Annotated in this window: 14 protein-coding genes; 8 read left to right on the top strand and 6 right to left on the bottom strand. The window is 62.4% G+C overall.

What is annotated here, in order from left to right:
• A partial coding sequence (locus K675_RS30555; RefSeq protein ID WP_037006400.1) for an ATP-binding protein occupies positions 1–391 on the top strand: 391 nt, incomplete at its 5' end.
• A gap of 33 nt (positions 392–424) precedes the next feature.
• Here the strand turns inward: K675_RS30555 and rimK are convergent.
• Positions 425–1,330, bottom strand: a complete 906-nt coding sequence (gene rimK, locus K675_RS0109485; RefSeq protein ID WP_017903280.1) for a 30S ribosomal protein S6--L-glutamate ligase — start codon at positions 1,328–1,330, stop codon at positions 425–427.
• On the bottom strand, positions 1,327–1,809 hold the full coding sequence (locus tag K675_RS0109480; protein ID WP_010450641.1) for an ATP-dependent zinc protease family protein: 483 nt from the start codon (positions 1,807–1,809) through the stop codon (positions 1,327–1,329). Before K675_RS0109480 ends, rimK begins: the two co-directional genes overlap by 4 nt.
• A 216-nt stretch (positions 1,810–2,025) precedes the next feature.
• On the opposite strand from K675_RS0109480, the gene K675_RS0109475 reads away from it, so the two are divergent.
• The 4 genes from K675_RS0109475 (at position 2,026) to K675_RS0109460 (ending at position 6,872) form a co-directional block, all read left to right on the top strand.
• Positions 2,026–2,430 carry an RNA-binding S4 domain-containing protein gene (locus K675_RS0109475; RefSeq protein ID WP_017903278.1) on the top strand — a complete coding sequence of 135 codons (405 nt, stop codon included), beginning with the start codon at positions 2,026–2,028 and terminating at the stop codon, positions 2,428–2,430.
• Positions 2,431–2,555: 125 nt separating this feature from the next.
• Positions 2,556–3,458 (top strand): Hsp33 family molecular chaperone HslO, encoded by a 903-nt coding sequence (hslO, locus tag K675_RS0109470; RefSeq protein WP_017903277.1) that lies wholly within the window; start codon positions 2,556–2,558, stop codon positions 3,456–3,458.
• A gap of 179 nt (positions 3,459–3,637) precedes the next feature.
• On the top strand, positions 3,638–5,188 hold the full coding sequence (locus K675_RS0109465) for a phosphoenolpyruvate carboxykinase (RefSeq protein WP_017903276.1): 1,551 nt from the start codon (positions 3,638–3,640) through the stop codon (positions 5,186–5,188).
• A gap of 508 nt (positions 5,189–5,696) precedes the next feature.
• Positions 5,697–6,872: a tetratricopeptide repeat protein gene (locus K675_RS0109460; RefSeq protein WP_017903275.1), complete on the top strand. Its 1,176-nt coding sequence runs from the start codon at positions 5,697–5,699 to the stop codon at positions 6,870–6,872.
• Between the two features lie 112 nt (positions 6,873–6,984).
• Here the strand turns inward: K675_RS0109460 and K675_RS0109455 are convergent, their stop codons facing one another.
• Both K675_RS0109455 and K675_RS0109450 read right to left on the bottom strand, forming a co-directional pair.
• The gene (locus K675_RS0109455; RefSeq protein WP_017903274.1) at positions 6,985–7,479 is read right to left on the bottom strand and encodes a GNAT family N-acetyltransferase; all 495 of its coding nucleotides are present in this window, start codon (positions 7,477–7,479) and stop codon (positions 6,985–6,987) included.
• 116 nt (positions 7,480–7,595) lie between these two features.
• Positions 7,596–8,354, bottom strand: coding sequence for a DUF2059 domain-containing protein (locus K675_RS0109450; RefSeq protein ID WP_017903273.1), 759 nt, complete (start codon positions 8,352–8,354; stop codon positions 7,596–7,598).
• Between the two features lie 108 nt (positions 8,355–8,462).
• On the opposite strand from K675_RS0109450, the gene K675_RS0109445 reads away from it, so the two are divergent.
• The gene (locus K675_RS0109445; RefSeq protein WP_026145065.1) at positions 8,463–9,095 is read left to right on the top strand and encodes a 2OG-Fe(II) oxygenase; all 633 of its coding nucleotides are present in this window, start codon (positions 8,463–8,465) and stop codon (positions 9,093–9,095) included.
• Positions 9,095–9,589, top strand: a complete 495-nt coding sequence (locus tag K675_RS0109440) for a DUF523 domain-containing protein (protein WP_017903271.1) — start codon at positions 9,095–9,097, stop codon at positions 9,587–9,589. Before K675_RS0109445 ends, K675_RS0109440 begins: the two co-directional genes overlap by 1 nt.
• A gap of 9 nt (positions 9,590–9,598) precedes the next feature.
• On the opposite strand, the gene K675_RS0109435 is transcribed toward K675_RS0109440, so the two are convergent.
• On the bottom strand, positions 9,599–10,372 hold the full coding sequence (locus K675_RS0109435; RefSeq protein ID WP_017903270.1) for a transporter substrate-binding domain-containing protein: 774 nt from the start codon (positions 10,370–10,372) through the stop codon (positions 9,599–9,601).
• Positions 10,373–10,510: 138 nt separating this feature from the next.
• On the opposite strand from K675_RS0109435, the gene K675_RS0109430 reads away from it, so the two are divergent.
• Positions 10,511–10,951, top strand: coding sequence for a DUF4399 domain-containing protein (locus K675_RS0109430; RefSeq protein WP_026145064.1), 441 nt, complete (start codon positions 10,511–10,513; stop codon positions 10,949–10,951).
• A 63-nt stretch (positions 10,952–11,014) separates the two neighbouring features.
• Here the strand turns inward: K675_RS0109430 and serA are convergent, their stop codons facing one another.
• Positions 11,015–12,244, bottom strand: coding sequence for a phosphoglycerate dehydrogenase (gene serA, locus K675_RS0109425; protein ID WP_017903268.1), 1,230 nt, complete (start codon positions 12,242–12,244; stop codon positions 11,015–11,017).
• Between the last annotated feature and the right edge of the window lie 172 nt (positions 12,245–12,416).

The following is a 12,416-nucleotide window of genomic DNA, read 5'->3' as shown; positions in this document are numbered from 1 at the left end:
GCGCCTCCAGCCGATCCAGCCGTTCCCGCTGCGGCGGGTGTCGATGAAGCGCCTGTTGAACAACCTGATCGGCAACGCCCTCAACCACGCCGGGGAAGCGGTGGAAGTGGCTGCCTACGTGTCCGGCGACACCAACGCACCCTATGTGGTGCTGAGTGTCATGGACCGTGGCGCGGGTATCGATCCGGCGGAGCTGGAGGGGATCTTCAATCCGTTCACTCGCGGCGACAAGGCGCGCGGCGGCAAGGGCACCGGCCTGGGTCTGGCGATCGTCAAGCGGATCGCCTCGATGCACGGTGGCAATGTCGAGTTGCGCAACCGTTCCGGTGGCGGCCTGGAGGCCAGGGTCCGCCTGCCACTGGGCCTCATGCTGCCGCGTGACGCGATCTAGCGCTCAGCCCTGCGTCGGTTGAGGGAGGGCTCGTCAGCCCTTGCCCTTGGTCCGGGTCATGTTCGGCCCGCCATTCTTTTCGATGTGCTGGATGATCATCCCGGCGACATCCTTGCCGGTGGTGGTTTCGATCCCTTCCAGGCCCGGCGAGGAGTTCACCTCCATCACCAGCGGCCCGTGATTGGAGCGCAGGATGTCCACCCCAGCCACGCTCAGCCCCATCACCTTGGCCGCACTGAGCGCGGTCATGCGTTCTTCCGGGGTGATCTTGATCAGGCTGGCGCTGCCGCCGCGATGCAGGTTGGAGCGGAATTCGCCGGGCCGGGCCTGGCGCTTCATGGCGGCAATCACCTTGTCACCGACCACGAAGCAGCGGATATCGGCGCCGCCGGCTTCCTTGATGTATTCCTGAACCATGATGTCCTGCTTGAGGCCCATGAACGCCTCGATCACCGACTCGGCTGCCGTCGCGGTCTCGCACAGCACCACGCCGATGCCCTGGGTGCCTTCCAGCACCTTGATCACCAGCGGGGCGCCGTTGACCATCTCGATCAGGTCGGGGATGTCGTCCGGCGAGTGGGCGAAACCGGTGACCGGCAGGCCGATCCCCCGGCGTGACAGCAGTTGCAGCGAGCGCAGCTTGTCCCGCGAGCGGGCGATCGCCACCGATTCGTTGAGCGGGAACACCCCCATCATCTCGAACTGGCGCAACACCGCGCAGCCATAGAAGGTCACCGAAGCGCCGATTCGCGGGATCACCGCGTCGAAACCCTCCAGCGGCTTGCCGCGATAGTGGATCTGCGGTTTGTGGCTGGCGATGTTCATATAGGCGCGCAGGGTGTCGACCACGACCATTTCATGGCCCCGCTGGACGCCGGCCTCGACCAGTCGACGGGTGGAATACAGACGCGGATTACGCGACAGCACGGCGATCTTCATGCAACACCTGTGGCAGAGGTAGTAGTCACCGGGAACACCGGCTTTTCCTGGACGTATTTGCTGCCTGGATTGACCACCAGTTGGCCGTCGACCAGGGCTTTGGAACCGAGCAGCAGGCGATAGCGCATGGCCTTGCGACAGGCCAGGGTGAACTGCACCTGCCAGACCCGGTCACCGAGGGCCAGGGTGGTGGCGATCACATAGCGGACCTGGGCGTGGCCATTGGAACTCTTGATGGTCTTCATCGCCAGCAACGGCGCTTCGCAGCGCCGATGGCGCAATTGCACCACGGTGCCCAGGTGGGCGGTGAAACGGACCCACTTCGCCCCGTCGCGCTCGAACGGCTCGATATCGGTGGCATGCAGGCTGGAGGTACTGGCGCCGGTGTCGATCTTCGCCCGCAGGCCCGCGACTCCCAGATCCGGAAGCGCCACCCACTCGCGCAGACCCACAACGGTCAAATGGTCAAATGTCTTCAAAATGCTCAACCGGTGAGAAACCTGCTCAGGCCGCCAGGCGGCGGTCATGGCGGTATTCACGCAGAATAATCGGTAAATGGCGATAGATATCGGTACGACTTTTTTTCAGGTCGTGAATATCCTTTGGGCTACCCGGCATTCTAGACCGGCCAGGGAAATTCAGCTTCGACGGCAACGGTAGTACAGTTCAGCAATATTTCAGTTTGAGGAATCCCCGTGGCGCAGAAATCGGAAGAGGACGACAAGGTTCGACTCGACAAATGGTTGTGGGCAGCCCGTTTCTACAAGACCCGCGCCCTGGCCAAGGCGGCGATCGAAAGTGGCAAGGTGCATTGCCGTGGCGAGCGCTGCAAACCCTCGAAGGAACCACGGGTCGGCGACGAACTGCTGATTCGCACCGGCTTCGATGAGCGTACCGTGGTGGTTCAGGCGCTGTCGGTCGTGCGCCGTGGCGCACCGGAGGCGCAGGCCCTGTATGCCGAAACCGCCGCCAGCATCGCCAGGCGCGAGGCCGAGGCGGCCCAGCGCAAGGCCGGTGCCTTGGGCCTGACCACGGATGGCAAGCCGACCAAGAAGCAGCGCCGGGACCTGTTCAAGTTCCGTGGAGCGGGCACCGAATAATCCTGTCTATCCTTGACTGACAGCCATTCGCCCCCATGTTGCGTGGTCAGAACCCCGATTTGTTCATAAAATGCTCAGATTCTCTGAGTCGAACACCTTTATTCCTACTTCCAGAATCGAAACCTATGTCAGATCTACCAGACACCGATTACACCCAACGCTTCATCTTCGATGACAGCGACACGCGTGGCGAACTGGTGTCGCTGGAACGCAGCTACGCTGAAGTCCTGGCCAAACATCCCTATCCGCAGCCGGTGGCCCAACTGCTCGGCGAACTGATGGCTGCCGCGGCGCTGTTGGTCGGCACCTTGAAGTTCGACGGCCTGCTGATTCTCCAGGCCCGCTCCGAAGGCGCGGTGCCGTTGCTGATGGTCGAGTGCTCCAGTGAACGCGAGATCCGTGGTCTGGCCCGCTACGAGGCGGATCGGATCGCTGCGGGTGCGAGCCTGGCCGACCTGATGCCCAACGGCGTCCTGGCGCTGACCGTCGATCCGGTCAAGGGCCAGCGTTACCAGGGTATTGTCGACCTCGACGGCGCTACCCTGTCGGACTGCTTCACCAACTACTTCGTCATGTCCCAACAGGTCGGCACCCGTTTCTGGCTCAACGCCGACGGTCAGCGCTCCCGCGGCCTGCTATTGCAGCAACTGCCGGCCGACCGGATCAAGGATGAGGACGAACGCGCCGCCAGCTGGCAGCACATCACCGCCCTGGCCAGCACCCTGAAGGCCGAGGAACTGCTCGGTCTGGACAATGAGACCGTACTGCATCGCCTCTATCACGAGGAAGCCGTGCGCCTGTTCGACAACCAGCCGCTAAGCTTCCATTGCAGTTGCTCGCGCGAGCGCTCCGGCAACGCTCTGGTCAGCCTGGGGCTGGAAGATGCCCAGCAACTGGTGGCCGAGCGTGGCGGCGCGATCGAGATCGATTGCCAGTTCTGCAACCAGCGTTATCTGTTCGATGCCGCTGATATTGCGCAATTGTTTGCCGGCGCAGGGGTCGAGACCCCGTCAGATACTCGTCACTAAAACGCTTCAGCGCAGGTAAATCTCCTGTCAAACGCCGGAAAATAGGCGTTCTGACAGGAGGGCCCTACTTTTTTTGGGCGTTTCTGGCATAATCCGGCGCACTTTTTTCACGGTAGTAGTGCACCACTTTCTACTACAAAACGTTTGGAGCACTCGGCCCCTGGCCGACGGGAAATTTCATGACGCAAGCAAACAATGCCGTGTATACCGATCTGAGTGTCGATGATCTGGTCAAAGAAGCCCTGGCTCGTGGTGAAGGCGAACTCGCCGATACCGGCGCGCTGGTCGTCCGTACAGGTCACCGCACCGGTCGTTCGCCGGTAGACCGTTTCATCGTGGAAGAGCCTTCGACCCAGGACGCCATCGCCTGGGGCCCGATCAACCGCAAGTTCCCGGCCGACAAGTTCGATGCCCTGTGGAACCGCGTCGAAGCCTTCGTCGGCGAGCGCGAGCGTTTTGTTTCCCACGTGCATGTAGGCTCCGATCCTGCGCACTACCTGCCGGTCAAGATGACCACCGGTACCGCCTGGCACAACCTGTTCGGCCGCTGCCTGTTCATCAACCCTGAAGCCGGCCAGTACAACGCCGGTGGCAAGGCCGAGTGGCAGATCCTGAACGTTCCGGAGTTCGAGTGCGTGCCTGAGCGCGACGGTACCAACTCTGATGGCACCGTGATCATCAACTTCGCGGCCAGGAAAGTCCTGATCGCCGGCATGCGCTACGCCGGTGAAATGAAGAAGGCCATGTTCTCGGTGCAGAACTTCCTGCTGCCGGCTGTCGATGTCCTGCCGATGCACTGCGCGGCCAACATGGGCGAAGCGGGCGACGTGACCCTGTTCTTCGGCCTGTCGGGCACCGGCAAGACCACCCTGTCGGCTGACGAAAGCCGCTACCTGATCGGTGACGACGAGCACGGTTGGGGCGAGGGTGTGGTGTTCAACATCGAAGGCGGTTGCTATGCCAAGTGCATCGACCTGTCCGAGAAGAACGAGCCGGTCATCTGGAAAGCCATCCAGCACGGCGCCGTGCTGGAAAACGTCGTGCTGGACCCGGTCACCAAGAAGGCCGACTACGCCGACAGCAGCCTGACCCAGAACAGCCGTGCGGCCTACCCGCGCGAACTGATCGAAAAACGCGCACCGAAGAACCTCGGTGGCGAGCCGAACGCCGTGATCTTCCTGACCTGCGACCTGACTGGCGTGCTGCCTCCGGTGTCGATCCTCAGCGAAGAGCAGGCGGCCTACCACTTCCTGTCCGGTTATACCGCACTGGTCGGTTCGACCGAAATGGGTTCGGGCGGCGGCATCAAGTCGACCTTCTCCACCTGCTTCGGCGCGCCGTTCTTCCCGCGTCCGGCTGGCGAGTACGCTGAACTGCTGATCAAGCGTATCCGTGGCTTCGGTTCCAAGGTCTACCTGGTCAACACCGGCTGGACCGGCGGTGGCTACGGCGTCGGCAAGCGCTTCAACATCCCGACCACCCGTGGCGTGATCGCCGCGATCCAGAGCGGCGCTCTGGTCGGTGCCGAGACCGAGCACCTGGACACCATCAACCTGGACGTGCCACTGGCCGTACCAGGCGTCGAAACCGGCCTGCTCAACCCACGCAACACCTGGGCTGACAAGGCCGCCTACGACGAAGCGGCAAAAGCCCTGGCCGGCCTGTTCATCGAGAACTTCAAGAAGTTCGACGTGAGCGACGCGATCAAGGCGGCGGGTCCGAAGCTGTAATCGGCCCTGCCATCGGCTTGAGAAAAACCGCCCTCCTGGGCGGTTTTTTTATGCGCCTAGTCTACAGGGGAGCAACTGACATCACCTTATTGCTGAGTCAGTTGACGGGGCATTTGAGTCACATGCAGATCGCGACCCGTTCTGGTCTGCACAGTTTGGCTCGTTGCTCCAGCGCAAGACGTGAGTACCTCCCTGGAGTCGGCCGATTCCGGATTTCAAGGAGCACTCGATGGATATTGGTAACAGATGAGTGTGACCAAGCAACGGTCTTGCATGATCAGCCGCTGCCTTCCTTGGTGAGTCAGCGGCTTGTCGGTGCTTGCTCATGGGCTTTGAGTGAGTTTATGGAGCAGATTGGCAGGATGGCCTTTTGCCTCCAGTGACTGGTCCACAAAAGCAAAATTTTCCACCTGAACATTAGACGTTTCGTACAAAAAGTCGGTATGTTCCGCTGCAAATTTTCCGGGACCATCCGGTTCCCGCGTCTTGAGCTTAAAGGGAGTTGAGTATGCATTTGCTTCGCATGGCTTCGGTATTGTCGTTGTGTGCCGTGGCCTGGTCGGCCCAGGCCGAGTCTCTGCCGGTCGAAGTGCTCAGCGCCGTGGTCAAGGACCAGAAGATCGCCGACGCCGATGTGCTGCTGCAGCGCAATGGCGAGCAGAACGTCGTCGGCAAGACCAACGCCCAGGGCCAGGTCACGCTCCAGAGCGGTTTCGCCGACGATGCCGGCAGCCTGCTGATCATCAAGAAGGCCGGCTATTCCAACCTGGTGGTCAAGTGCCCGTGCAAGGACATGACCTACGCCATCAGCCCGGTCATGCAGAACCTCGATGGCCTGCGCGTGGTGCTGACCTGGGGCAAGACCCCGGCGGATCTCGACTCGCACATGATCTTCCCTGGCAACAACATCTACTTCGAGCAGAAGCAGGGCGATGACGCCGACCTGGACGTGGATGACACCGACAGCTACGGCCCGGAAACCATCACCTTGCAGAAGAAGCACTACGGCGAGAGCTACGTCTATGCCGTACACGATTTTACCAACAGTGAAAATCCAAGCTCGCGCCAGCTGTCCAACAGTCAGGCCAAGGTGTTCGTCTACATGGGCCAGTCCCTGGTGCGCACCTACTACGTGCCAACCAACCGCAGCGGCAACCTGTGGACCGTGTTCCGCATGACCGGCAACGGCGACTTCCAGGACATCAACACCTTCAGCGGGGTGAAGGTGGATCCGGCGAACGTGCTGAACGAAGTCTCGCCGCTGCTCGACGACAAGGTGGCGATTGCCGAAGTGGCGGTCAGTTCCACGGCTCAGGCCGATGCCCGGGCGTTGAACGTGAAGGGTGAGGCGGCCTACAAGGCCGGTGACCTGGAGCAGTCGATCGCGCTGTTCCGCCAGGCCATCGACCTGAACAACAGCTTCGGCCAGGCCTACAGCAACCTCGGCCTGGCGTATCAGAAGGCCGGCAATACCGCCGAAGCCATCTGGGCCAACCGCAAGGCGGTCGCCCTGGCATCCGGCAACTCGGCCAATACCGTGCGCGCCAGTTCCTACTACAACATTGCCCGTATCTATGAAAACGCCGGGCAGTTCTCCGACGCGCTGCGTCACTACGAACTGGCCAAGGAACAGAAAGCCAATCCGGTGTACGACACGGCGATCGAGCGGGTGAAAAACCGCTGAGTCATCAGTCGCTCCAGCCTACGCAACGCGCCCTCTGTGGCGCGTTGTTCGTTTCTGGCTGCCGAATGCGGGGGCAGGCGTCGAGTGTGTCTCACGCCGGTGTTGGGAAGTATCAACGTGCGCTGTCACTGAGCACCGCATACTCCTCACCCTCCAGCGTGAAGCCGGCGACTTCGTGCATGCCCAGGCGTGCATGGGCGCGCAGGGAGGCTGTGTTGTCCCGGCGAATGAAGAGAATCGCCTCGCGGCCCCGGTAATGGTGTTGCAGTTGCGCATAGAGCTGCGCCAGCAGGCCTTGGCCTCGCTCCGTGGTGGCGACGCAGGCCGGGCCGTAGACGTAGGCGTCGGGACTGCCGGGCCAAGCCGTCAGCATGGCCTTGATCGAGGGTGGCGCCGGTTGAGTGTCTTTCGCCGCGCTGAACAGTACGCCGACTACCTTGTCGTCGCGGCAGGCGACCACGACCGGGGATCTGCCGAGGGCCATCTGCCTGACTTTTTCGAGCGGAAACTCCCCGGTCAACGAGCCCCCGCGGGAAGGTGCGTTGGCCTGGAGCAGTTGGGTGATACCTGCGACATCGGCGGCGGTGGCGAGGTGGATGCTGTACATGAGTAGTCTCCTGGAGGGAGGCGAACCTACTGCATGGATGGCGCCAAGACTTTCATATTACGCTTGGTGGTCAATTTTCGTACAGGCCATCAGAAAGCGGGTGTGGCCCCTTACCTTCAGCTACCGGGCTGTGCCGGCGCCAGGTCCTGCCCCACCGCCAGGCTGGCGCGGATCGCCGCCAGTGCGGCCTTGTAGTAGGTCCGGCCCTCGGGCGACTCGGCAAAGTTCGAGAACTCTTCCAGTTCCGGGTCGGACAGGTCGCGATAGACGTAGAGCAGGGTGTTTTCCAGGTCGTTGCCGATCTGCTGCATCAGGCGTTCACGTTGGCCATTGAGCAGTCCCTGGGCGGTACCGGCACCGAGCAGGCCGGGGATCATCGAGCTGAGGCTGTCGGCGGCGACGCCGGCGATGGCCAGGCTGACTTCGGCCCCCGCTTCGCGGGCCGGCAGGGCGTTGGCCAGGTGATTGATCAGCAGGCGGCGGGTCGCGCTGGCTTCGATATGCGGTAGGCCCTGGGCATTCTTCGCCAACTGGTCACGGCGGGTGGCGAGCAGTTCGGCGGCGACGATCTTGCGCCCCAGTGGCGACTGGAAGAACTTCAGCGCCGGGGCGGGGTTGGGCAGGTTCTGGCGCAACTGGGCCTCGGCCCGCTGGTCCATGGCCTGGGGGGCGAAGCGCTGGTTGCTGTTGTTGACCAGGGCCTGGTAGACCGCCGGTGGCAGGCTGTTGCGGTATTTCTGCTGGGCGGCGCCCAGGGCATCGCTGAAATGCGCGCGCTGTTCTGGCCAGCCGGCGACCTTGTACAACTGATCGTGGCTGTCTGCCCAGGCGGGCACGGTGCAGAACATCAATAGCGAAAAAAGCAAACGGCGCATAGGGACTCCTGTCTACAGCCGACTATTCTCCCGGCGAGCGCCGGACTTGTCGAGAATTCGTATTGTCATGTCCGGCGGCTCTGTCGGATTCCTGGGCGTACGGATACTATGCGCGCCATGCAAATACCTTCTGATCATCCGTTGCTGTTATCCATCGTCGACGACCTTGCCGAGCGCGGCTGGTCGCAACAGGAGCTGTTCCTGCCTGCCGATCTGACGCGCGAGCTGGCTGCCGAGTGCCGAAAACGTGCGGCAGACGGGGAGCTGGCGCCGGCGGGTGTGGGGCGGGGCACGGCGCAGCAGGTGCGCGAGGGCATCCGTGGCGATCACATCCAGTGGCTCGAACCGGGCCAGGCCGCGTCCTGCGACCGCTACCTGGGGCTGATGAACAGCCTGCGCGAGGCGCTGAATCGCGGTTTGTACCTGGGGCTCGAGGATTTCGAGTGCCATTTCGCGCTGTATCCGGCCGGGGCGTTCTACCGCAAGCACCTGGATCGTTTTCGCGATGATGACCGGCGGTCGGTCTCGGCGGTGCTCTACCTGAATGACGACTGGCTGCCGGAAGAGGGTGGTCAGTTGCGCATGTACCTGGCCGATAGCGTGGAGCGCGACGTGCTGCCGACCGGCGGTTGCCTCATCGTGTTCCTCTCCGGCGACGTACCCCACGAAGTTCTGCCGGCGACCCGCGAGCGCCTGTCGTTGACCGGCTGGTTCCGCCGGCGCGGCGACGAGCCGTTCTGATGTCGCAGAAGATCCTGGTCAGTCGCTGCCTGCTCGGGCATCGGGTACGTTATGACGGCGGGGCCAGTGGTTCCTACGAGCAGTTGGCCGCCTGGCAGGATGAAGGGCGGGTGGTTGCGCTGTGCCCAGAGGTGGCCGGCGGCCTGCCGACCCCACGGGCGCCGGCGGAGATTCCCGGTGGCCAGGGTGGGCAGGTGCTGGAGGGGATTGTGCGGGTCATGACCCATGACGGCGAGGATGTCAGTCAGGCTTTCATCGACGGGGCACGACAGGCGCTCGACCTGGCGCGGCGCCACGCCATACGGATTGCCGTGCTCAAGGCCAACAGTCCATCCTGCGGCAGCCCGCAGACCTACGATGGCACCTTCAGTGGCGTGAAGGTCACCGGCGAGGGCGTGACCACGGCCTTGCTCCGGCAGGCTGGCGTGCAGGTATTCAGCGAGCTGGAATTGCCCGAGGCCGTTGCCGCCCTGGCATTGCTGGACGCTTCCTGATCCTCGCCCTCAAGGCTTGGGCGGCTCGCTCGCATCCATGCCGAACCACTTCTCCGACAACGCCATCAGCCTTCCATCAGCCTTGATCCGCTGCAGGGCCAGGTTCAGGCTCGCCTGAAACGCCGGGTTACCCTTCTGGAACGGGATGGCCAGGGTCACGGTCGGCCCCACGGGCGCGCCTTGCTTGACCGGCAGGTGGCTGTCACGAATGGCGAAGGGGACCAGCAAGCGATCGCTGATGGCGGCGTCGATCTGCTTGTCGGCCACATCCTTGAGCGGCTGCTGGGCATTCGGATAACTGCGCAGGTCGATGCCTTCGACCGTACGTGCCTGGTCGACGAACTGGCTGCCTTGAGCTACACCCAAAGCACCCCCCTTGAGCGCTTCCAGTGTAGTGAGCGGTCGTTGTTCCTCCTTGCGTACGATCAACTGGGCGCTGGTGTAGCTGTAGGGTTCGCTGAAGTCGAAACGTTCCTTGAGTTCCGGGGTCAGTGCTATGTGGTTGATGGCAATGTCGTACTTGCCGCTTTCCACCCCTGGCAGCAGATCGGCGGAGTCGGTGGTGATGAAGGACGGATTGACCTCCAGCTCGCGGGCCAGCAACTCGCCCAGCTCGACTTCGAAGCCGGTCAGGTGTTCGCCATCCTTGAAGCCGAAGGGGCGCAGGTCTCCCTCCAGGGCGATGCGCAGTTCGCCCCGGTCATTGACGTCGTCGATCAGTTCGGCCTGGGCGAACGGGCTTGCAAGGGGCAGTAACAGCAACAGGCCAGGCAGCAAACGCATGGTCACTCCTAAGATGAAATCGAGCGGGCGATGCGCAACCGCCACCCGCTTTGCTTTATGTTTGTGGGCAAGTTTGGACAACGATTTGTCGTGAAGTTGTCATCACCCGCCACATTTTGTGAAAAACCGGAGAAGTTAATGAAAACCTTAGTGTCTCGTGTAGCTTTAGCCACTGCCTTGCTGGGTTCCAGCTTTCTTGCTGTGGCGGCGGATGGCATTCCGCGTACGCCAGCGCCCAAGGGCGCCGAGGTCGAGATCGTTTCGCCGAAGGACGGCGCCACGGTCGACAAGACCTTCACCGTCAAGTTTGGCATGAAGGGCCTGGAGCTCAAGCCGGCCGGTGATGCCACCCCGAACTCCGGGCACCATCACCTGCTGGTCGACCAGAAGGAACTGCCTGACCCGAGCCTGCCGATCCCGGCGACCGAGCAGGTGATCCACTACGGCAAGGCCCAGACCGAAACCCAGTTGACCCTGACCCCGGGCAAGCACACCCTGCAACTGGTGGCCGGCGACAAGATCCACATGCAGTTCGAACCGACGGTGGCTTCCAAGGTCATTACCGTCAACGTGAAGTAAGCGGTAGCCGAAATGAAAAAGGGAGGCCTGGAGGCCTCCCTTTTTCATTCAACGCCAGGGTGCTTAGAACAGTACGCGGGAACGGATGGTGCCGTTGACGTGCTGCAGCTTCTCTTGCGCCAGGTCCGAGTACTCGGCGTCGACGTCGATCACCACGTAGCCGACCTTCTCGTTGGTCTGCAGGAACTGACCGGAGATGTTGATGCCGTTTTCGGCGAAGACCTTGTTGATCTCGCTCATCACGCCCGGGATGTTCTGGTGGATGTGCAGCAGGCGGTGCTTGCCCGGGTGAGCCGGCAGGGCCACTTCCGGGAAGTTGACCGACGATACCGAGGTACCGTTGTCGCTGTACTTGACCAGCTTCTCGGCCACTTCCAGGCCGATGTTGGCCTGGGCTTCGGCGGTCGAGCCACCGATGTGCGGGGTCAGGATCACGTTGTCCAGGCCACGCAGCGGGCTTTCGAAGATGTCGTCGTTGGAGCGGGGCTCCACCGGGAACACGTCGATCGCCGCGCCGATCAGGTGCTGGTCCTTGATCGCGTCCGCCAGGGCGTCCAGCTCGACCACGGTGCCACGGGCGGCGTTGATCAGGATGCCGCCCTTCTTGATGGCGCGGATTTCCTTCTCGCCGATCATCCACTGGGTCTCGGCGGTTTCCGGAACGTGCAGGGTGACGATGTCGGACATGCCCAGCAGTTCATGCAGGCTGGAAACCTGGGTCGCGTTGCCCAGTGGCAGCTTGGTCAGGGTGTCGTAGAAGAACACCTGCATGCCCAGGCCCTCGGCCAGGACCGACAACTGCGTGCCGATCGAGCCGTAGCCGATGATCCCCAGTTTCTTGCCACGGATCTCGAAGGAGTTGGCCGCGCTCTTGATCCAGCCACCGCGGTGGCAGGAAGCGTTCTTCTCGGGAATGCCGCGCAGCAGCAGGATCGCTTCGGCCAGCACCAGCTCGGCCACGGAGCGGGTGTTGGAGTAGGGAGCGTTGAACACGGCGATGCCGCGCTCGCGAGCCGCGTCGAGGTCGACCTGGTTGGTACCGATACAGAAGCAGCCCACGGCGACGAGTTTCTTCGCGTGATCGAAGATTTCCTCGGTCAGTTGGGTGCGCGAGCGGATGCCGATGAAGTGGGCATCGGCGATCTTTTCCTTCAGCTCGGCGTCCGGCAGGGACTTGGTGTGGTACTCGATGTTGACGTACCCGGCGGCCTTGAGGACGTCGACTGCGGATTGGTGGACGCCTTCGAGAAGAAGGAACTTGATCTTGCTCTTATCGAGAGAAGTCTTGCTCATCTGCGTAAACCTGTGTCCCGGAGAAAAATGGCAGGAAAATGGACAGCTGGAGCTGACCTCGCGGCGTGGTCGCCGGCTCCGCAGATCGGCCTCGTAGCACGCTTCCGCGGGGGGCGTATGCTAGCATATGCGACACGCAAACACTCATTTTGCGACGTGAAGCGTTCTCAGG

Origin of the sequence: Pseudomonas fuscovaginae SE-1 (genome assembly GCF_000364705.1) — a bacterium.
In the GTDB taxonomy this organism is placed as follows: Bacteria; Pseudomonadota; Gammaproteobacteria; order Pseudomonadales; family Pseudomonadaceae; genus Aquipseudomonas; species Aquipseudomonas fuscovaginae_A.
The sequence above is the reverse complement of the archived record's forward strand: the minus strand, read 5'-3'. Positions and strand labels throughout refer to the sequence as shown.